This window comes from Flavobacterium sp. N502540 (genome assembly GCF_025947365.1).
GTDB lineage: Bacteria > Bacteroidota > Bacteroidia > Flavobacteriales > Flavobacteriaceae > Flavobacterium.
Genome location: NZ_CP110012.1, coordinates 2,570,636 through 2,591,161, shown reverse-complemented (window position 1 = coordinate 2,591,161; position 20,526 = coordinate 2,570,636). Strand labels below are relative to the sequence as shown.

The following is a 20,526-nucleotide window of genomic DNA, read 5'->3' as shown; positions in this document are numbered from 1 at the left end:
TGGTAATTTTGTCAGGGTGTGAAAATAACAATTAAATCAATAATTTTATTCATTCTTTAGTACTTTAACAATTCTTTCCTGGAAGATTCAGTAAAGAGAATACTTTTCTTACTGCCAAATGCTGTAACGTGTGTAATATTCTGTTGCTCAGCATTCCAATCTACTAAAATCGTATTAGAGATTTCAATAGTTTTAAATTTATCGATGTCTTTTATTCGCGAATAACAAACCAAAACATCAGCGGCTTCTATCTCTTTAGACAAAAAGGTGATGGGCTTGGACTGACCGTTTATTTTAATGATAAAGTTTTCTGCAAGGTATTTTTTTAACAACTCTACATCTGCTTCGGTTTCTTTATCGGTTCCTACGAATGTTTTCTTATGGTATTTTTTCTCCATACCATTATTAAGGTCATCAATAAAAATTCGGGAAGTAATCTGAATCATCTTTTTCTCGGCGGCATAATTGACCTGAAAAACACCCACATAAAACTTATGGAATGCGAAAGCAGAAAGCGATAAAAACAATATTCCTATTAAAGGATAGATTACCTTATTTTTCATTACTGAGAAACTTTCACTTTTTTAAATTCCTTATTTTTATTAACCAGGAAATCAATCAATTCAAATTTCTGGTCCGGCCCCAGATGCTTTCTGGATTCCGGATCATTCGAACAATACATTAGAAACAATTCTATATCATCTTCTTTTAATCCCAAAGTACCCGTAAAGAAATTCGGTTTAAAATTGGATCTGGAATATTCAATAAAAGCAAGATCCGTAATGACTTCTTCCTTATCATCATCATCATCTTTAGAAAGTAGCTTTTTAACATCTTTAAAAATTCTGACAAAGTTCATACCATATTTAATCGTCTGATCAGAATACATTGTAATATTTTTAGCTGTCGACTGCTTATCATCTTCAAACTGCATGTCAACATATTGTTGTGAACCTCCGCCAAGTGATTTTACTTTTAGATCTTTATGTATCAAAACTTCTTTCAGCTCGTTACTTATTAAATCTAATGGTACGGAAAACAGAACCCCGGCACAGTCTTTTTCTGTCAGCACAATTTTTTTGGACTGAAACGCCAATCCTGTAAACAGCAAGGTATCCTTAGGTTTTGCCATGATATCAAATAATCCGCCTGAACCAATAAAGGTTCTTACATTGGCATTTACATTCATTACAAAACCGCTTTCAACGGCGAGCGATTTATTGGTAACTTGTCCGTGGAGGGGTTTTCTTGAATTTTGTCCTAGTGTAATTTGACAAATCAGGCTTATAAGCAATAAGGTTAGGCTATTTTTCATTTTCGAGAATTATTAGATATTTTCTGGCTAGATCGGTTAACAAAAACATACTCATTGTTTTGTTTTTAGTATTCAAAGATACGGCAAAATCAGCATCATCCACACAATATAACTGAAATCCTTTAATATCTGCTACAGGTATCCGTAATCTTTCTGTGTAATAATTTTCCTCAAAAAGATATTCCATTTTTCTAAAGAGCGCCTCTTTCTTCTCTACATTAACCTCTTTTTTAAGCATGGCTGTTCTTCCGGAAATTTTGTTAAGCAACTTGTCTACCGAGGTTGAAGTCGCAGTATACACTTTTCGTTCTGCAGGGGTATATTTTTTCTGTCCGTACGGAATTATCCCTAAATTCTCAGCTGTTATATTGGCATTTTCATTCACCACCACTTCTTTCAACTCCACTTCTTTGGCTGTCATTTTAATCTGAAGCCGACCTGCATTCATATCTTCAGCTGTGATTCGTCTCTTATATCCTTCCAGATTTACAGCCGAAAACATCAAAACATCTCCTTCTTTTGCTACAATCGTAAACCCTCCGTTTGCATCTGAAACAGCCGTTACCTGAGTCGTATTATTAATTATATTAACGGACTCAACTGAAGTAGACTGCTCAAAAATCTGTCCCGAAATTTCTTTTGAAACCTTATTTTGCGTAAATCCCAACTGGACTAACAACAACAGTAAACTAGTTTTTATAAATCTATTTATTTTCACTTGCAATTATTTCTTTATACCTAACCGCTAATTCCGCCAGCAAAAATTCTGTCGAAGTCTTATTTTTAGAATTTAAAATCACTGTAAATCTATCATTATCTACGGCGTAATACTCAAATCCTTTTACATATTCTAAAGGAATCTTCAATTGCTCTACAAAATGCTCCAACGTAAACATTTTTTCTAACAGCTTCATAAAAGCCTCTTTTTTCTCTACCACCGCCTCTTTTTTAAGCATAGCTGTGCGTCCTGAAAAAAAATTCAACAACGGATCAGCAGAAACAGAACCACCAACCATACCTCCGGCATTTGCCTTTGCATTTAGATCTGTCGCGGTACGTAATTTCCGTTCGGCTTCTGTGTATGTTTTTTGCCCGCTGGGGATAATCCCCAAAGAAACAGCATTCACATTATTGTAATTTTTAATAATAACTTCCTGCAGCTGGTGCATTACGACATTAAGTTTTACAGTAAAGTTGATATCTGAGAAATTTTCAGCTGTTAACACAACCCTGTTTTCTTTGAATTGTATCGAAGAAAAAACAAGCTCATCACCTGCTTTTGCGCCAATAGAAAATGTACCTGAGGAATTGGTTGTTGTCATTCCCTCTGTCCGCGCATTGATCACATAAACCCCTTCCAGATCATTGACATTCGCACTTATTCGCCCGTTTAAAACGGTCTGGTCCTGAGCCTGAGACCAAGCGGTCTGCCCTAAAGCAAGAATCAGAAAACATACGAACCTGTGCATGACGACAAAATTTTAAAGATTTTCTTAAAGCTGTAAAAATATCTTAATGTTCTCCAAATTTAATACTAAGGAGTTGGTAAAAATATGTTAATTAAACCCCATAAAGAAGTATTCCAAAGAGAGTTTTTTAATACCTTTAACCGGTTCAACCTGAGTTTAAATTATATGAAAAGCATCATCATTGCCAGCACTTCTACTCTTCACGAAGGCAGCTATTTAGAGTATTTACTCCCTACTTTACAATCTCATTTTAAAGACTGCAAAAGCATTTTATTTATTCCGTTTGCCAGACCCGGAGGCATTTCGCATGACGATTACACTACAAAGGTTTCGGAAGCTTTTGCTTCGATTGATATCTCTGTTAAAGGAATTCACGAATTTGAGAATGCAGCAGACGCCATAAAAAATGCGGAAGGAATATTTACCGGAGGCGGAAATACCTTTTTACTGGTTACACAGCTTTACAAACACAATATTATGCAGCTTCTTTCTGAGACTGTAAAAAACGGAACTCCCTATTTAGGAACAAGTGCCGGAAGTAACATTTGTGGTCTTTCTATGCAAACCACTAACGATATGCCAATCATCTACCCTCCAAGTTTTCAAACCTTAGGGCTGATTCCTTTTAACCTGAACCCACATTATCTGGATCCTGACTTACAATCTAAACATATGGGTGAAACGAGGGAGACCAGAATTAAAGAATTCCATGCTTTCAACACAATCCCGGTCTTAGGTTTAAGAGAAGGCAGCTGGCTGGAAGTAAAAGGCGATAAAATCACTTTGAAAGGAAACCTGCAGGCGCGTTTGTTTCTGCAAAACGAAACTCCGACGGAACTGGAGACAGGCAGCGATCTGAGCAATCTGAAATAAAAATCCAATCTTTTTAAATTCCAAATTCCAGTTTATCAATCAAATTTGGAATTTGGATTTTTTACATGAATACGCTTGAATACAGGCAAAAACGAAAAAATCCTCAAACAAATATGTTTGAGGATTTTTTTAAGAGCGAAAGACGAGGCTCGAACTCGCGACAACCAGCTTGGAAGGCTGGAGCTCTACCAACTGAGCTACTTTCGCATTAACAGGGTGCAAATATAAAAAATTAAATCATTAAAAAAATAAAAATTAATAATTTTTTATTTTTGCTAAAAAGACCGAAACAATTAAATCTCAGTTTTTTTTAGAGCGAAAGACGAGGCTCGAACTCGCGACAACCAGCTTGGAAGGCTGGAGCTCTACCAACTGAGCTACTTTCGCATTAACAGGGTGCAAATATAAAAAATTAAATCATTAAAAAAACAAAAATTAATAATTTTTTATTTTTGCTAAAAAGACCGAAACGATTAAATCCCGGTTTTTTTTAGAGCGAAAGACGAGGCTCGAACTCGCGACAACCAGCTTGGAAGGCTGGAGCTCTACCAACTGAGCTACTTTCGCATTACTGCGGTGCAAAGATAAGGCATAAATTCAGTTAAATCTAAGCTTTTTGGTAAAAAAATTCAATAAAAAATCACATTTAATGATAACTTATTTAAAATTAAAAAGTTATAAAATCAATTATTTCTCATAAAATGGAGTTCGTATAAAAGAAACTACAGCAAAAGAAATTTATTCCGATTATCAATGCCAGCTTCGAAAGGAAAAATCAGCCGAAAGTTGTATCTTTGAAGGAAAAGTTTAGAAAACGGCCAACTTAACCGGTCTTATTTTAATAATGAAAAATTAATAAGAATTATTTCATTATTTGAGAAAATCAGACCTATATTTGCCGAGAAAATCAAATTTAAATCCGGAAAATCTTTGCAGAAAAGCTTCAAAAGAGTAAAGAATCTGAAAAGGCCGCAATCTAACGCAGTAAAACCTACTGCAACGTAGACAAAGCCAATTTGATTTAACATCAAAACGCTATTGTACGTTTACGAAAAGAACAAACTTCCATCTCCGGGTAATTTAGTTCGAATTAAAAACTGTAGCGTGTATTGTTTTATATTTAAAAGAATATTGAATGAAGAATTTTTACTTTTTATTTATAATATGCTTACTCATTAGCTGCAAAAAAGAAGCACCAAAAGTTATTCCGGTGGTAAAAAAAGCCGCCCCGGCTATTATACTTACTGACGAAAGAAAGGTTTCAATTGATACCGCTCTGATTGGTACTTTTAAGAGCGAAACACTTAAACTGTTCTACAACTCATCAGAGAACATGACCGTTTGGGGAAATCTAAAAAAAAGAACTTATGTTTTGTCGCAATTGGCCGATGCCGAGCAATTGGGTCTGGATCCTGAGGATTACAAAGCTTCGAGGCTACAAAAATTCGAAAGTAAAATCAGTTCGTTAAGTGATTCTGATCTGGCCACCTACGATGTTTTACTGACTTATAATTTTGAAAAATACCTCAACCATCTTTACAAAGGAAAACTAGACCCTAAAAAACTATACACCGATTGGGATCTTGAAGAAAAAACATTTGATGTAAACAATGTCCTGATAAAAGCATTCAACAAAAACAAACTGGACAGCATTGTAGACGGCATTCAATCGAAGGCGTCTCCTTACAAACAACTTTTAAAAGCACTGGAAATCATCAATACTTTTCCGGATGACGATATCCAACCTATTGAATCGGCTACCAAAATCACCTTGAATGACACTAACACCGCTTTGATCAACATCAAAAAAAGACTCTTGTTCTGGAAAGACATGACCGGAAAGGACAGTCTTACTTCTATTTATGACCACAAAACTTTCGAATCGGTTAAAAAATTCCAGGAAAGACATGGCTTAGCTGCCGATGGTGTTATTGGAGTTGGAACGATAAGTGCCCTTAATTTTTCTAAAGAGAAAAGAAAACATCAAATTATCGCCAACTTAGAACGCTGGAGATGGTATACTACTGATTTGGCCGAAGACTACTTTATTATCAACATCCCTGATTACAAATTAAACGTTGTCGAAAGTCAGGATACAACCCTGGTCCGTAATGTTGTCGTAGGAACAAGTAAGAGAAAAACTCCAATCATTACTTCAAAATTAAGAACGGTGGTTTTTAATCCAACCTGGACTGTACCGCCAACTATTTTAAAGGAAGATGTGGTTCCGGCAATGAAACGCAATCGAAATTATCTGGCGAATAAAAATATTACTATTTATGATACTGCCGGAAAGGAAGTCTCCCCTGCTGCCTGGAACGAAAATAAACCGGGAAATTACCGTTATGTACAAAGTCCGGGTTACAATAACGCTTTGGGATTAATGAAAATTTTATTTCCAAACAATCATAGTGTTTACCTGCACGATACGAACCATCGAAATAATTTCGGAAGAAACAACCGTTCCTTAAGTTCAGGTTGTGTGCGTGTAGAAAATCCGCTGGAACTGGCTGAACATATTTTGGGAGATTCAACAAATTGGTCTAAAGATAAAATTGACACCATCATCGCTTCCAAAAAGACAACGAGTATTCGAATCACAAAAAAATACGCCTTATACCAATGGTATTGGACGGCATGGAGCAAAAAAAATCAGCTCATTTTCAGAGCTGACATTTATAATCTGGATTCGGATTTGTATGCTAAATTAAGAAATTAGCCTCTCTTCCATCGCGAAACTTCTGGATGGATGGTAGATATACAAAAGCGATTTGTCTTTTATGATCTCGATAATTTCATTAGTTAATCCCATTGGAATTGCCGGACATCCCTGACTTCTTCCTAATCGTTTGTTGTTTCTGATAAACGATTCTGAAACATAATCAGCTCCATGCATGACAACTCCACGTTCTCGTGCATTGTCATTCACTCCGTTCTCCAGTCCGTCTAAGCGTAAAGAAACACCATGTTTACCTTTATATACTTCGCCTGTAGCATAAAATCCCAGACTGCTTTTGAAAGAGGAATTGGCATTTGAAAAATTAGATGCAAATTCTTCTCCGGTATTTCTACCATGAGCTACTAAAGAATTAAATAAAACAGTATTGGTAGCCAAGTCAATTACCCACAAACGTTTGGTATTTGACGACAGGCTAAAATCGATAAGTGTCAGGATGTCTTTTTGGATTACGCCTCTTTCTTTCAACAAGTAAAACCCTTTTAAGGCTTCAGAGAAAGTTCTAAGCTCAGGTAGTGAAAAGTGATTGGAATTTAAGGTATTGTAAATACTCTCAATTTTCGAATCAACTGTAAGCGTTTCTATTTTAGCAATAGTTCTTACAGCTGCTTTTTTAACTTCGGAGGTGTTGTTTGAATCTTTACCAAAAGATAACAGCAAAAACACCAGTAATGGATAAATCTTGTAAATCATTGAATTTCTTTAGGTTAAACAGAGGTTTGGGTTTGGCAAAAGTATAAAAAAAATATACCTGGCAAAATTTAAGACTGTAAATCAGCCCTTTTTTGGTGAAACTTTAACAGAATCAGCTTAACAAATTAGTATTTAGTTCAAAAAACAAATATTTTTGTAAGAGGTTTACTCAATGATGAAGAAAAAATTGATTTTTCGTACTTTTCTTGCAAAAAATACAGAAAAATCATTTATTTCAACTAAAACTGTAACATTTAAAAAAAAGCAAGGTCTATTAATCAAAGCGCTATATCCATTCTTCTATTTTTTAAAATACTATGAAAAAATTAGTTTTTATCAGCTTTCTCTTCTTTACTTTTTGGTGTCATGCCCAAAAGAAAACACTGCAGGCTGAACTGACTAAGGAGAACATTTTAATTGATGGGAAACTGGACGAACCAGCCTGGAAAAATGTTTCTCCTGCTACAGATTTTGTAATGTATCAGCCTGATAACGGTAAACCTATTCCGGACAATCAAAAAACCGAGGTAAGGGTTTTATACAACAATGATGCGATCTATATTGCCGCAACGTTGCACGATGACCCTTCCAAAATTTTAAAAGAAATTTCGCAGCGTGACAATTTCGGAACTTCTGATATGTTTGGTGTTTTTATCAACGGCTTTAACGATGGCCAGCAAAATTTTCAGTTTTTTGTATCGGCAGCAGATGTACAGGGCGACTGCATCATGACAGATGCCAATGGCGAAGATTATTCCTGGGATGCAGTATGGCTCAGTAAAGCGGTGTTGAATGACAAAGGATGGGCCGTGGAAATCAAAATTCCCTATGCTGCCTTGCGCTTTTCAGGCGGAGACAAACAAACCTGGGGGATTAATTTTTTCAGAGAGATCAGAAGGGAACGTAAAAAGTATACCTGGAATTTAATCGACACCAAAATTGGAACATTCACACAGCAAAATGGTAACCTGGAGGGAATCGTCAATATAAAACCTCCTACCCGATTGTTTTTTATGCCTTACGCTTCTTATTATTTAAATGCTTCAGACAGTCAAAAAACATATGGAACACTGAAAGGCGGTATGGATATTAAGTACGGTATTAACGATGCTTTTACTCTTGACGCGATTCTGATTCCTGATTTCGGACAAACCAAATACGACGATCAGATTTTAAATTTAGGTCCGTTTGAGCAGCAATTCAACGAAAACAGGGCCTTTTTTACAGAAGGAACTGATTTATTCAACAAGGGAGGTTTGTTTTATTCGAGAAGAATTGGAGGCAAACCTTCCATAGACATTACTTTAAATGACAATGAAAAAATAATTGAAGAAGTTCAGAATGTGAACCTCATCAACGCTTTAAAAATTTCAGGAAGAACTCAAAAAGGATTAGGAATCGGGATTTTAAATGCGGTTACTGAAAAAACGTTTGCCACAATAAAAGACACTCTTTCAGGCGAAACAAGACGTGTGGTCGCTGAACCTCTAACCAATTATAATGTATTGATTTTAGATCAGCGCTTTCGCAAAAATTCTTCCGTGACTCTTATCAACACCAATGTTACCCGAAATGGGCATTACAGGGATGCCAACGTAACGGCACTGGCCTGGGATTTAAGAACGAAAGCCAACACCTACAGCTTATCCGGTAATGTAAAATACAGTTTGATTAACGATACTGAAGACAAAAATGGTGTTTTCAGTACCATTCGTTTTGCAGAAACCAGCGGAAATTATCGCTATAGTATTGGCTCCGATTTTGTTTCTAAAGATTTTGCCCCCAACGATATGGGAATTAATTTTTACACCAATTATTACAATCTTTACGGAAATGGTAATTACCGCATTCTAAACCCTACAAAGCTCTTTAATACCTTCAGGGTTGACTATGATATGTATACCGAATTCAATAAAGAATCCGGAAAAGTACAGGACAACCGAATTAGCACAGAAGTCAATCTTTCTACTCTGAAAAACAATTTTTACGGTGCCGGGATTGATCTTTTCCCTCTAAATTCACACGATTATTACGAGCCAAGAGCCGACAACCGCTATGTTATCATTCCAAGAAAAATAGAAATCTGGGGAAGCGTTTCGACTAATTACAACAAGAAATTTGCTTTGGACTTAAATCCATTTGTAATCTTTGCGGACGAAGCAGGAAGAATGGCCTATGGCGTTGATGTTGGACCACGATACCGCTTTAGCGATAAGCTTTTACTAACCTATGCTTTTAGTTTTCTTCGAAGAAACAACAACAAAGGTTATATTGACGATTTTGACGATGATACTAATGATAACACTCCCGATACGATCATTTTTGCGAATCGAAATGTTATTACTTATTCGAACACTTTAAACGGAAAATACGCCATAAACAGTGCGATGACAATTAATCTGGCTGTAAGACAATATTGGTCTTACGCCGAAAACAAGGATATCCTCGAGCTTCAGCAAAACGGAACTTTAACGCCTTATTCGCAATACACTAAAAATAAAAACTCAAGCTTTTATTCCTGGAACACTGATTTGTCTTATTCCTGGTGGTTTGCTCCGGGTAGTCAGCTTTCCGTTTTATATCGCAATAATGGCGTTAATTTTGAACGCATTATCAACAAGGACTTTAAACACAACATCACCGATTTACTGAACAATCAGGCCTTAAAACATATCTTTTCAGTAAGTGTGAAATATTTTATAGACTATAATGGGGTCAAAAATAAGATCAGAAGGAGAGCCTAGCGTGAATTAATTTTAAAATTTTTAGGGTTCTGCAACCAAATTAGTATTTTTTACTACGCTTCATTTTATTAAACATAATTGTCACCGCGCTTTTTTGTCGACTTTAGAAATGACTTATCTTTGTAAAAAACGAAAACTAATGAACAAGAAAGTAATCCTTATGATTTTAGACGGTTGGGGAAAATCTCCTGACCCTAAAGTATCTGCAATAGACAATGCAAATGTTCCTTTTATAGACAGCCTTTACAAAAATTACCCAAGCGCTCAGCTTCGTACTGACGGATTAAACGTTGGTTTGCCTGAAGGTCAGATGGGAAACAGTGAAGTGGGTCACATGAATCTTGGTGCCGGAAGAATTGTATATCAGGATTTAGCCAAAATAAACTTAGCCGTAGCACATCAAACACTTGCCAAAGAACAAGTCCTTATTGATGCTTTTACTTATGCTAAAGAAAACAATAAAAAAGTTCACTTTTTAGGGTTAGTTTCCGATGGAGGTGTTCACTCTCATACTTCGCACTTACGCGGATTAATTGATGCTTCTCAGGAATACGGACTTGAAAATGTTTTTGTTCATGCGTTTACAGACGGTCGTGATGTTGATCCTAAATCGGGAGCAAAATACATTCAGGATTTAGAAGAGCACATCAAAAATACTCCTGTAAAAATTGCTTCAATCGTTGGGCGCTATTATGCAATGGATCGTGACAAACGATGGGAGCGTGTAAAACTTGCTTATGATTTAGTAGTAAACGGTATCGGAACTCCGTCTAAAAATGCGGTTTCAAGCATTCTTGACAGTTATGCACACGATGTAACCGATGAGTTTATCGCTCCAATCGTAATGGTTGACGAGCAGGAAAAACCATTGGCAACCATCACTGAGGATGATGTAGTTATCTTTTTCAACTTCAGAACCGACAGAGGCCGTGAACTTACAGAAGCACTTTCGCAGCAAGACTTCCACGAGCAGAACATGCACAAATTAAACTTGTATTATGTAACGCTTACCAACTACGACGAAACGTACCAAAATGTAAAAGTCGTTTACAACAAAGATAATATTACTGAAACTCTAGGTGAGGTTTTAGAAAAAGCAGGTAAAAAACAAATTCGTATTGCCGAAACAGAGAAATATCCACACGTGACCTTTTTCTTTTCCGGAGGAAGAGAAACTCCATTTGAAGGAGAATCACGTATTTTAAGAAACTCCCCAAAAGTTGCTACTTACGATTTACAGCCGGAAATGAGTGCCTATGAATTAAAAGACGCTTTGGTTCCTGAATTAAACAAAGGCGAAGTAGATTTTGTCTGTCTTAATTTTGCCAATGGTGACATGGTGGGTCATACCGGAATCATGAGTGCTGCAATTAAAGCCTGTGAAGCAGTAGATACCTGCGTAAAAGAAGTAATCGAAGCGGCTCTTGCCAACGACTACACCACGATTGTTATTGCAGATCACGGAAATTGCGAAACGATGATTAACCCTGACGGAAGCCCAAATACAGCACACACAACCAATCCGGTGCCAATTATTTTAGTAGATAAAGAGTTGAAAAATATTCAGGATGGTGTTCTGGGTGACATTGCTCCTACTATTCTGGAATTAATGGGTGTGCCTCAGCCAAATGCGATGACTTGCCATTCGTTGTTGTAGTATTTAGTTTTTTAGTCGCAGTATTCGGTCGCAGTTTTCAGTCTGAGTCGCGATAGTATTAAATCCTCAAAATAATTAAACCCGACAGTTTTTTTTTAAAACCTGTCGGGTTTGCTGTTTTAAAACGGGACCGGGAATAAAAAAAACAAACATAAATAATAGTTAAAATTTCTTAATTAATAGCTTTACTATTATCTTTGCAAAAAAAAATGTTTTTTCATGCAAATTATACTATCAAATATAAAAATGCAGATCAACGAAAAGATCTATGTAAAAGATCCGGAAACATCTGCGTTGGGAAAAAAAATAATTGAGCAGAGTATTCTTCTAATTGACGATATTGGTTTTGATAATTTTACCTTTAAAAAGTTAGGTGAAAAAATAGGCTCAAACGAAAGTTCCGTTTACCGTTATTTCGAAAACAAGCACAAGCTTTTGGTTTATTTATCTTCCTGGTACTGGAGCTGGATCGAGTATAAATTAGTTTTTAATACCACTAACATCACCGATAAAAAAGAAAAGCTTAAAAAAGCCATTACGATTGTAACCGAAAAAATATCTGACGATATTTATACAGATCATATTAATGAGTCTATTTTAAATAAGATTATAATTGCCGAGTTCACCAAAACACTTCATACCAAAGAAGTGGATCAGGAAAACAAAGAGGGCTTTTTCTTAATTTACAAAAGAATGATTAATCGAATTGTTGAGATTGTAAAAGAAGTAAATCCCGATTATCCTTACGCCAAATCACTGGTTTCAACCATTGTTGAAGGAAGTTTACATCAGCATTTTCTAACGGATCATTTAAAAACAATTACAGATTGTAATGAGACGGTTACGACAACTCAATTTTACCTAAACCTTGCAGAAAACGTTTTGCGCTAATTATAACAAAAACAGTATGACTCCTTTAAAAAGATTTTACCATTTACTTGAACTGGACAAAAAAGACATTTACCAGATTTTTTTCTATGCCATTTTTGCCGGATTAGTCAGTTTATCGCTTCCACTGGGAATTCAGGCCATCATTACTTTTATACAATCCGGAAGAGTTAGTGTTTCCTGGATTGTACTTATTATACTTGTAGTGGGTGGTGTGGCTCTTGTTGGAGTGCTTTCGTTTATGCAGCTGCGCATCACAGAGAACTTACAGCAAAAAATATTTGTTCGTGCTTCTTTTGAATTTGCAGCCCGTCTGCCTAAAATAAAATCAGAAGAATTGTATGGCACTTACCCACCGGAACTAACGAACCGATTTTTTGATACCCTAACCATTCAAAAAGGAACTTCAAAATTATTAACCGATTTTTCTGCTGCATTATTGCAGATTACTTTCGGAATTATTCTGTTGTCTTTATATCATCCCTATTTTATTGTGTTCGGACTCTTACTGTTCCTTCTTTTGTACTTTATTTTTAAATTTTCGTATAAATCAGGTTTAGAAACAAGTTTAAAAGAATCCAAATTCAAATACAAAGTGGCGGGATGGTTACAGGAAATGGCCCGTAATAATTTTAGTTTCCGTAATGAACTGAATTATGATTTTGCGCTTCAAAAAAACAATTCGATCGTAGCGGGTTATCTGAACTACAGAGAGAAACACTTTAGCGTAATCAAAAAACAGTTTACACAATTGATTATTTTCAAAGTCATTATTACCGCCAGTTTATTGTCTATCGGAGGGTATCTGGTACTAAGCCAGGAAATGAACATCGGGCAGTTTGTTGCTGCAGAGATCATCATTTTACTTGTGATTACATCGGTAGAAAAAATCATTCTGGGACTTGAAAGCTTCTATGATGTTTTAACTTCTGTTGAAAAAATCGGACAGGTAACGGACTTAGCTTTAGAGGAAAACTCCGAGTCTGATTCCCTAAACGATCACTGCTACAACAGCATCTCTTTAGAAACAGAGAATTTAAAATTCAAATTCCCGGATTCTCCAACCAACGCCTTAGATTCCATTACGTTAAAAATCGATCAGGGTGAAAAAATTGTTATTGAAGGTGAAAACGGATCAGGAAAAACAACGCTTATTCGATTGTTATCAGGCTTATTAAGACAAAGTTCGGGAGCTTTTTACATCAACGATGATACTTTCAGAAAAATAAATCTAAAACAATACCGCTCACAAATTGGCAGCATCATTCACAACGAAACACCATTTGAGGGCACTATTTTAGAGAACATCACTTTTAATGATCCAATGATCAGTACCGAAGATTTGAAATGGGCACTGGACGGAGTTCAGCTTAGTCCGCTGATTAAATTATTGCCTAAAGGCCTGAATACTCATATTCACCCGGAAGGAAAACAGTTATCGTCTTCTAATGCTCAAAAAATCCTGTTGGCCAGAAGTATTATCCACAAGCCAAAAGTGCTCTTTTACGAAGATCCAACAGACACTATGGACGAAAAAGTGGCGAATGAAATTATAGATTTTATTACTTCGGATAAGAACAAATGGACGATTATCGTTTCTTCCAAAAATCCATATTGGAAAACCAAATCGACGCGAAAAATTACAATGCAAAACGGTCAAATTATACTGGATCAAAAAAAACAATAAGCCATGTTAAATATCTCTGACAATAAAACAAAATTACAGCCGCTTGATCGCTATGAGACTGTAAGAAACCTAAGCAACAGGCCACATTATAAAATTTTAAACCGAATTATAATCGCATCTTCCATTCTGGGAATTATTGCACTTTTATTGCCTTGGACTCAGAATATTTCGGGTTCGGGAGCGGTAACCACTTTAAAACCCAACCAAAGGCCACAATCGATTCAGAGTGTGATTTCAGGACGTATTGAAAAATGGTACGTGCAGGAAGGTGACTTTGTTAAAAAAGGAGACACGATTCTGTTTATTTCTGAGATCAAGGAAGATTATATGGATCCTAATTTAGTTGAAAACACCAAAAATCAGGTCGATGCGAAGAAAAATTCCTTAGAATCTTATGGCGAAAAAGTAACCACACTTTCCGGTCAGATTCAGGCCATCGAAAACGAGCGAAAACTAAAACTGGAACAAGCCAGAAATAAAGTCAAACAATCGCTTTTAAAAATAAAAAGTGACAGTATCGATCTTGTAGCCGTAAAAACACAGTTGCGAATTGCCAATACACAGTACAATCGTTCGGTGCAATTAAACAAAGAAGGTTTGAAACCACTTACCGATGTCGAAGAAAAACGTCTGAAACTGCAAGATGTAGATGCTAAAATCATCACGCAGGAAAACAAATACCTCACCAGTAAAAATGAATACATCAATGCCAGAGTAGAGATTAACAGAATTACGGCGGAGTACGGTGAAAAAGTAGCCAAAGCAAGAAGTGATCAGTTTACCACCCTGAGCAATAAATTTGATACGGAAGCACAAGTGAGCAAATTGGAGAATCAATATGCCAATTACAGCTTACGTAATGGCATGTACTACATCAGAGCAGTACAGGACGGTTACATCAACCGCGCTTTGCAGGCAGGTTTAGGTGAAACAATTAAAGAAGGTACACCAATTGTAACGATAATGCCTTCTCATTATGATATCGCAGTAGAAACTTATATCAGTCCAATTGACCTCCCTTTGATCAGAAAAGGAGAAAAAGTACGCGTTTGGTTTGACGGATGGCCTACCATTGTGTTTTCAGGATGGCCGGATATGTCTTACGGAACTTTTGGAGGAACGGTGGTAGCGATAGAAAACTTTATCAGTGATAATGGTAAATACAGAATCTTAATTGCTCCGGACCCGGATGAGACGAAATGGCCAAAACAATTAAGCATTGGATCGGGCGCTCAAACTATTGCCCTATTAGACACGGTGCCAATTTGGTTTGAAATCTGGAGAACCCTAAACGGATTCCCTCCTAATTATTATAAAAGTACCCAAAAAGTAACTAAAGAAAAAAAATAATGAAACCAATACTTATCGCTTTTCTTTTTCTGGGCTGTACCGTTTTTGGCCAGCAGCCCTTCTCAAAAGAACTCACCTACAATGAGTTTTTGGGGTATGTAAAAAAATACCATCCATTGGTTAAAAATGCCAATTTGGAAGTCAGCAAAGCACAAGCCAATCTGATGATGGCACGTGGTGGTTTTGACCCAAAAATTGAAGTTGATTTCAGCCAGAAAAAATTTAAAGACAAAGAATATTATTCGATTCTAAACAGCAGTTTTAAGATCCCGACCTGGTACGGAATTGAACTGAAAGCCGGATTCGACAATAATGAAGGAGTTTACCTTAATCCGGAAAACACTACTCCCAATCAGGGATTAACTTCTTTTGGTATCAGTGTTCCAATTGGGCAGGGATTGTTCATCAACCAGAGAATGGCAGATGTACGAAAAGCTAAAATTCAGATGAAACTAAGTCAGGCTGAAAGAAAACTTCAGGCGGTTGGCATTTTGTATGATGCCTCACTGGCTTATTTCAACTGGAAGAAAAACTTCGAGGAAATGAAGCTTTATGAAATGTACAACAACAATGCTGAAATTCGTCTGAAAGGAATCAAATCGCTCATCGAACAGGGCGACAAACCGGCAATAGACAGTATTGAAGCCGGAATTATTGTAAGAAACAGAGCCTTAAGCCTGGAAGATTCTAAATTAAAATTAACCAAAGCCAAACTCGAATTATCGAATTATATGTGGCTGGAGAATAACATTCCGTTGGAAATTTCGGATGAGCTAGTGCCGGAAACAGCGCTTGAATCGACTTTACAAGAAACGCTGAAAACAAACGATCTACTGCAAGGCGATACCAACTTAGAAACACATCCGAAATTGAATGCTCTGCAAAATAAAATAGACATACTCAAGGTTGAAAAAGACCTGAAGCAAAACATGCTGCTGCCTAAAATAAACGTTGGGTATTCTTATTTATCTGATCCGAGATATATTGACAATTATAAATTTGACGATTACAAAATTGGTTTAGAATTTTACTTCCCTTTGTTTCTTCGAAAAGAACGTGGAAGTCTGAAACTGGCCAAATACAAACTTCAGGAAAATGAATTTGCTCTTGCTCTGGAACGAACACAGCTGACCAACAAAATAAGTGCACAGAAAGTAGAAATCAATTCGCTGATTAGACAAAAGAAACTGGCAAAAAATTTAGTAGAAAATAATGCCGCGATGTTAACCTCAGAAGAACGATTGTTCTCTTTCGGAGAAAGCTCATTATTTCTGATCAATACACGCGAAAACAATCTGGTTAGCGCAAAACTAGCCTCAATTGCTCTGGACAACCGATTTTACATCTCAAATTCAGAGTTGTTCAAAATCATGGCCAATCCGGATTAAAGTTTAAAATCTATTTTAACACATAGAAACATATTTCTTTTTGCGTTCTTTTTTGCGCATTCAATCTATGTCTCTATGTGTTAAATTGTTTTTTTGCTGATGGATTAAGCCAAATAATGATACGTCCACTCGACGGCATAAATCACGAGTCCAATGAGACCTCCTACCAAAGTTCCGTTGATTCGGATGTACTGCAGATCTTTTCCGATCTCCAGTTCTAATTTTTCCGAAACCTCCTTCCCATCCCAGCTTTTCACAGTAGACGAAATCAAATCTCCAATTACTTTTTTATTGTTTAGCAGCATCGAAAGCAAATCGTTCTTGATGAAATTATTGATCTTGTCGATCATAACGGTATCTTCTTTTAATCCGTTTCCGAACCCCTGAATCAAACCCGAAATATTTTTCTTAATTGACGATTCTTCACCCTTTTCCAAATCAGCTGAAATCGATCTTTTTATTTCATCCCAAATTCCGTTGACATAATCCTGAACCTCTTTTTTTCCGGCAAAACTTAGTATCACAGTATTAATCTTTTCCCGCATCTCTTCTGAATGCTTTACTTTGTCCAGAAAATTATGCACATACTCGTCTATCTTAATTCGGATTGCACTTCCGGGCTGTTTTGCTTCGTTTAAAAAATCAGCAAGCCCATTAAAAACCCCCTCTGTAATGCTTTTATCTGCCAAACCAAAACTTAAAAATGGTGTCGATGCTTTCACTTTTTTCCGAATCAGGTCTTTATTATTAGCAAGCTCTGCACTCATGACATTCAAAACATTTGTCAGCAGTTCCTCTTTCACGTTCCCTTTCTGCAAAGGCTCTAACGCCAACGCTACCCAATCGCCAAAGTTGATTGCTTCCAGTTTTTCTTTGAACTGAACCTGAATGAATCGCTTTACATCTTCATCTTTTATCGTTTTTAAAACTCCGGGAATGATATTAACCGCCACAACACTGGCAATTTTATTGGCATTCTCCTCCTGCGAAAGCCAATCAGCTGCTTTTGTAGCAAAATTAAATTCTTCGAGTTTTATTTCCAGTTTCTCCCGATTCAGAAATTCTTCCGAAACAAAATTCCCTAAGTTTTCACCAATTTCATTTTTCTTAGTCGGAATAATGGCCGTATGCCAAATCGGAATTCCTAACGGATGACGAAATAAGGCCACCACTGCAAACCAGTCGGCGATACCACCCACCATCGCCGCTTCACTAAAAGCCTGAAGCATCGGAATCTTAAAATAAACCGCTATTACAAACAAAAGCACTGCGATACCTAAGAGTCCCAATGCATTATTTTTCATCCGCTTCAGGGCTTTCTTCTTTACTATATTTTCATGATCTACAGACGTTTCCATAATTTAATTCATTTCAATGATTACTAATTTACGTTTTTTCTGTGAACTAATAATTCCTCTTCATTGTCCGTTTGCCATGAATTCACGAATTTTTCTTTGTAATCTTTGTATAAACATTGATACGTTAAATCTTAATAGTCAAGTACAATCTAATTGATCTCAATTCGTGAATTCGTGGCGAAAAATTTTTACATAAAAAGATAATATTAAAATTTGTACTTTTGCGAACTGAAAATCCGAAATTATGATTATTGTAAAATCACGTGAAGAAATCGAATTAATGCGCGAAAGTGCTTTGATCGTATCTAAAACATTAGGAATGATTGCTTCTGAAATTAAAGAAGGAGTAACTACATTATACCTGGACAAACTGGCTGAAGAATTTATCCGTGATCACGGTGCAGTTCCAAGCTTCTTAGGTCTGTATGATTTCCCGAATTCACTTTGTATGAGTCCAAACTCTCAGGTTGTACACGGAATTCCGAACAATACACCTTTGAAAAACGGTGACGTTATTTCGGTAGATTGCGGTGCATTCAAAAATGGATATCACGGTGATCACGCCTATAGTTTCGAAATTGGAGAAGTTGCTCCTGAAGTTAAAAAACTTTTGAAAGTAACTAAAGAATCTCTTTACGTAGGAATCAGAGAATTTAAAGCCGGAAATCGCGTGGAAGATGTTGGAAATGCGATCCAAAAATATACAGAAGCTCACGGATACGGAGTAGTTCGCGAGTTGGTAGGACACGGTTTAGGGCAGAAAATGCACGAAGAACCTGAAATGCCAAACTACGGAAAACGCGGTCGCGGAAAACTGTTTGTGGAAGGAATGGTTGTAGCAATCGAGCCTATGATCAATCTTGGAACCCGAAACATCAAACAACACAAAGACGGCTGGACCATTACTACCGCAGACGGAAAAGCAAGTGCTCATTTCGAACATGATGTCGCTTTAGTGGATGGTAAACCAGAAATTTTATCGACTTTTCAATACATCTATAAAGCACTTGGAATCGAAAGCAATGAGGAAGATGAATTCCGAAAAGTGCCGTTGATTCTGTAACAGTTATTCCGCAGAGATTCACAAAGATATACGCCAAGATTCACAAAATTCATTTATTATAAGCCTTTGGAAGATGTATGAAGAAAACACAGAATCTCGCGAAAAATTAGATGCAATTAGCTATAAAATAATCGGACTTGCTATTGAAGTTCACAAACAGCTTGGACCTGGTTTATTGGAATCAGCTTATCAGGAATGTTTGTACTATGAAATTGTAAATTCCGGTTTGATTGTCGAAAAGCAAAAAGCACTGCCCATAATCTATAAAGATATACAACTGGATCATGGCTATAGAATTGATTTATTAATTGAAAATAAAATTGTAATTGAATTAAAAACTGTTGAAGCTTTTACAGATGTACATGTTGCTCAAATCTTAACCTATTTAAAACTTGGCAATTACCCATTAGGCCTTCTTATTAATTTTCATTCAAAAATTTTAAAAAACAACATCAAAAGATTTATAAACACTTTGTGAAGCTTTGCGCCTCCTTTGTGAAACTCTGTGAAACTACTCATGAAGAAACTTTTTAAACTCGTACTTAACACCATTCCCCGTCCAATATTAATTCGTTTAAGTTATGTGGCGCGTCCTGTTTTAGCTTTATCATTAAGAGGAAGCAAATATACCGATCCGATTGACGGAAAAAGTTTTAGAAGTTTTTTACCTTATGGATACGGGAAACAACGTAACAATGTGCTTTCGCCAAGTACACTTTCATTAGAGAGACATCGTTTGCTGTGGCTGTATTTAAACGATCAGACTGATTTTTTTACAGCACCTAAAAAAGTATTGCATTTTGCTCCGGAACAGGCTTTTTACAAAAGATTCCGCAAGCAGAAAAACCTGGATTATACTACAACCGATTTGTTCTCGCCTTTGGCAGATGTAAAAGCAGATATCTGTAATTTGCCTTTCAAAGACAATGAATACGATGTTATTTTATGCAACCACGTTCTAGAACATATTCCGGATGACACAAAAGCGATGCGTGAATTATATCGTGTTTTAAAACCAGGCGGAATGGCGATTCTTCAAATCCCGCAGGACTTATCAAGAGCGGTTACTTTTGCTGACGATACCATCACCGATCAAAAAGAACGTGCCAGAATATTTGGTCAGTACGACCACGTGCGTATTTATGGCCGTGATTATTTTGACAAGTTAAGAAGCATCGGTTTTATCGTAATCGAAGAAGACTACACCCATAAAATTGCTCCGGAACTGGTAGAAAAATATTGTCTGGCAAAAGGCGAAATCATCCCGCTTTGCTTCAAACAGGAAAACTAATTCTTTCACCATA

17 protein-coding genes and 3 tRNA genes are annotated in these 20,526 nt (G+C 36.4%); 11 read left to right on the top strand and 9 right to left on the bottom strand.

From position 1 onward, the window contains the following. Positions 1-56: 56 nt before the first annotated feature. Genes OLM58_RS11220 through OLM58_RS11205 form a run of 4 tightly spaced genes read right to left on the bottom strand, consistent with a single transcriptional unit; the run spans position 57 to position 2,784 of the window. Positions 57-563, bottom strand: a complete 507-nt coding sequence (locus OLM58_RS11220) for a DUF6702 family protein (RefSeq protein ID WP_264532344.1) — start codon at positions 561-563, stop codon at positions 57-59. Beyond that, a complete protein-coding gene (locus OLM58_RS11215; protein ID WP_264532343.1) occupies positions 563-1,315 on the bottom strand; it encodes a hypothetical protein in 753 nt (250 codons plus the stop codon). The genes OLM58_RS11220 and OLM58_RS11215 overlap by 1 nt, the downstream gene beginning before the upstream one ends. Continuing rightward, a complete protein-coding gene (locus OLM58_RS11210) occupies positions 1,305-2,033 on the bottom strand; it encodes a carboxypeptidase-like regulatory domain-containing protein (protein ID WP_264532342.1) in 729 nt (242 codons plus the stop codon). The genes OLM58_RS11215 and OLM58_RS11210 overlap by 11 nt, the downstream gene beginning before the upstream one ends. Beyond that, positions 2,020-2,784, bottom strand: coding sequence for a hypothetical protein (locus tag OLM58_RS11205; RefSeq protein WP_264532341.1), 765 nt, complete (start codon positions 2,782-2,784; stop codon positions 2,020-2,022). The genes OLM58_RS11210 and OLM58_RS11205 overlap by 14 nt, the downstream gene beginning before the upstream one ends. A 165-nt stretch (positions 2,785-2,949) precedes the next feature. Between OLM58_RS11205 and pepE the strand changes: the two genes are divergently transcribed. Then, positions 2,950-3,657, top strand: a complete 708-nt coding sequence (pepE, locus tag OLM58_RS11200; RefSeq protein ID WP_264532340.1) for a dipeptidase PepE — start codon at positions 2,950-2,952, stop codon at positions 3,655-3,657. A gap of 134 nt (positions 3,658-3,791) precedes the next feature. Here pepE and OLM58_RS11195 read toward each other — a convergent pair. The 3 genes from OLM58_RS11195 to OLM58_RS11185 form a co-directional block, all read right to left on the bottom strand. Next, positions 3,792-3,864: transfer RNA gene (locus OLM58_RS11195), tRNA-Gly, on the bottom strand. Positions 3,865-3,971: 107 nt separating this feature from the next. Next, positions 3,972-4,044, bottom strand: a tRNA-Gly gene (locus OLM58_RS11190). Positions 4,045-4,151: 107 nt separating this feature from the next. Further along, a tRNA-Gly gene (locus tag OLM58_RS11185) sits at positions 4,152-4,224 on the bottom strand. Positions 4,225-4,792: 568 nt separating this feature from the next. Between OLM58_RS11185 and OLM58_RS11180 the strand changes: the two genes are divergently transcribed. Then, a complete protein-coding gene (locus tag OLM58_RS11180; protein ID WP_264532339.1) occupies positions 4,793-6,376 on the top strand; it encodes a L,D-transpeptidase family protein in 1,584 nt (527 codons plus the stop codon). Here OLM58_RS11180 and OLM58_RS11175 read toward each other — a convergent pair. Beyond that, positions 6,365-7,087 carry a murein L,D-transpeptidase catalytic domain family protein gene (locus OLM58_RS11175; protein WP_264532338.1) on the bottom strand — a complete coding sequence of 241 codons (723 nt, stop codon included), beginning with the start codon at positions 7,085-7,087 and terminating at the stop codon, positions 6,365-6,367. The genes OLM58_RS11180 and OLM58_RS11175 overlap by 12 nt on opposite strands. A 317-nt stretch (positions 7,088-7,404) precedes the next feature. On the opposite strand from OLM58_RS11175, the gene OLM58_RS11170 reads away from it, so the two are divergent. The 6 genes from OLM58_RS11170 (at position 7,405) to OLM58_RS11145 (ending at position 16,801) form a co-directional block, all read left to right on the top strand. Next, the gene (locus OLM58_RS11170) at positions 7,405-9,831 is read left to right on the top strand and encodes a carbohydrate binding family 9 domain-containing protein (protein WP_264532337.1); all 2,427 of its coding nucleotides are present in this window, start codon (positions 7,405-7,407) and stop codon (positions 9,829-9,831) included. Positions 9,832-9,970: 139 nt separating this feature from the next. Further along, on the top strand, positions 9,971-11,488 hold the full coding sequence (gpmI, locus tag OLM58_RS11165) for a 2,3-bisphosphoglycerate-independent phosphoglycerate mutase (protein WP_264532336.1): 1,518 nt from the start codon (positions 9,971-9,973) through the stop codon (positions 11,486-11,488). Positions 11,489-11,707: 219 nt separating this feature from the next. Further along, complete coding sequence (locus OLM58_RS11160; RefSeq protein ID WP_264532335.1) at positions 11,708-12,379, top strand: TetR/AcrR family transcriptional regulator; 672 nt, start codon at positions 11,708-11,710, stop codon at positions 12,377-12,379. A 16-nt stretch (positions 12,380-12,395) separates the two neighbouring features. Continuing rightward, a complete protein-coding gene (locus tag OLM58_RS11155; RefSeq protein ID WP_017497805.1) occupies positions 12,396-14,063 on the top strand; it encodes a peptidase domain-containing ABC transporter in 1,668 nt (555 codons plus the stop codon). 3 nt (positions 14,064-14,066) lie between these two features. Continuing rightward, on the top strand, positions 14,067-15,413 hold the full coding sequence (locus tag OLM58_RS11150) for an HlyD family secretion protein (protein WP_202701281.1): 1,347 nt from the start codon (positions 14,067-14,069) through the stop codon (positions 15,411-15,413). Beyond that, a complete protein-coding gene (locus OLM58_RS11145; RefSeq protein ID WP_264532334.1) occupies positions 15,413-16,801 on the top strand; it encodes a TolC family protein in 1,389 nt (462 codons plus the stop codon). The genes OLM58_RS11150 and OLM58_RS11145 overlap by 1 nt, the downstream gene beginning before the upstream one ends. Positions 16,802-16,905: 104 nt before the next feature. Here the strand turns inward: OLM58_RS11145 and OLM58_RS11140 are convergent, their stop codons facing one another. Beyond that, positions 16,906-18,159, bottom strand: a complete 1,254-nt coding sequence (locus OLM58_RS11140) for a DUF445 domain-containing protein (protein WP_264532333.1) — start codon at positions 18,157-18,159, stop codon at positions 16,906-16,908. A gap of 244 nt (positions 18,160-18,403) precedes the next feature. On the opposite strand from OLM58_RS11140, the gene map reads away from it, so the two are divergent. The 3 genes from map to OLM58_RS11125 all read left to right on the top strand — a co-directional run bounded on the left by map (position 18,404) and on the right by OLM58_RS11125 (position 20,513). Continuing rightward, positions 18,404-19,222, top strand: coding sequence for a type I methionyl aminopeptidase (gene map, locus OLM58_RS11135; protein WP_089077280.1), 819 nt, complete (start codon positions 18,404-18,406; stop codon positions 19,220-19,222). Positions 19,223-19,295: 73 nt separating this feature from the next. After that, entirely contained in the window at positions 19,296-19,700 is a 405-nt protein-coding gene (locus OLM58_RS11130; RefSeq protein WP_089077281.1) for a GxxExxY protein, read from the top strand. Positions 19,701-19,739: 39 nt separating this feature from the next. Continuing rightward, positions 19,740-20,513, top strand: coding sequence for a class I SAM-dependent methyltransferase (locus OLM58_RS11125; protein ID WP_264532332.1), 774 nt, complete (start codon positions 19,740-19,742; stop codon positions 20,511-20,513). Positions 20,514-20,526: the final 13 nt, after the last annotated feature.

What these genes read in the sequence shown, in the direction of transcription:
- OLM58_RS11170 (WP_264532337.1), top strand. Translation starts at nt 7,405, where the DNA reads ATGAAAAAATTAGTTTTTATCAGCTTTCTCTTCTTTACTTTTTGGTGT.
- OLM58_RS11175 (WP_264532338.1), bottom strand. Translation starts at nt 7,087, where the DNA reads ATGATTTACAAGATTTATCCATTACTGGTGTTTTTGCTGTTATCTTTT.
- OLM58_RS11130 (WP_089077281.1), top strand. Translation starts at nt 19,296, where the DNA reads ATGTATGAAGAAAACACAGAATCTCGCGAAAAATTAGATGCAATTAGC.
- OLM58_RS11220 (WP_264532344.1), bottom strand. Translation starts at nt 563, where the DNA reads ATGAAAAATAAGGTAATCTATCCTTTAATAGGAATATTGTTTTTATCG.
- OLM58_RS11140 (WP_264532333.1), bottom strand. Translation starts at nt 18,159, where the DNA reads ATGGAAACGTCTGTAGATCATGAAAATATAGTAAAGAAGAAAGCCCTG.
- OLM58_RS11205 (WP_264532341.1), bottom strand. Translation starts at nt 2,784, where the DNA reads ATGCACAGGTTCGTATGTTTTCTGATTCTTGCTTTAGGGCAGACCGCT.
- pepE (WP_264532340.1), top strand. Translation starts at nt 2,950, where the DNA reads ATGAAAAGCATCATCATTGCCAGCACTTCTACTCTTCACGAAGGCAGC.
- OLM58_RS11180 (WP_264532339.1), top strand. Translation starts at nt 4,793, where the DNA reads ATGAAGAATTTTTACTTTTTATTTATAATATGCTTACTCATTAGCTGC.
- OLM58_RS11125 (WP_264532332.1), top strand. Translation starts at nt 19,740, where the DNA reads ATGAAGAAACTTTTTAAACTCGTACTTAACACCATTCCCCGTCCAATA.
- OLM58_RS11160 (WP_264532335.1), top strand. Translation starts at nt 11,708, where the DNA reads ATGCAAATTATACTATCAAATATAAAAATGCAGATCAACGAAAAGATC.
- OLM58_RS11145 (WP_264532334.1), top strand. Translation starts at nt 15,413, where the DNA reads ATGAAACCAATACTTATCGCTTTTCTTTTTCTGGGCTGTACCGTTTTT.
- OLM58_RS11155 (WP_017497805.1), top strand. Translation starts at nt 12,396, where the DNA reads ATGACTCCTTTAAAAAGATTTTACCATTTACTTGAACTGGACAAAAAA.
- gpmI (WP_264532336.1), top strand. Translation starts at nt 9,971, where the DNA reads ATGAACAAGAAAGTAATCCTTATGATTTTAGACGGTTGGGGAAAATCT.
- map (WP_089077280.1), top strand. Translation starts at nt 18,404, where the DNA reads ATGATTATTGTAAAATCACGTGAAGAAATCGAATTAATGCGCGAAAGT.
- OLM58_RS11215 (WP_264532343.1), bottom strand. Translation starts at nt 1,315, where the DNA reads ATGAAAAATAGCCTAACCTTATTGCTTATAAGCCTGATTTGTCAAATT.
- OLM58_RS11150 (WP_202701281.1), top strand. Translation starts at nt 14,067, where the DNA reads ATGTTAAATATCTCTGACAATAAAACAAAATTACAGCCGCTTGATCGC.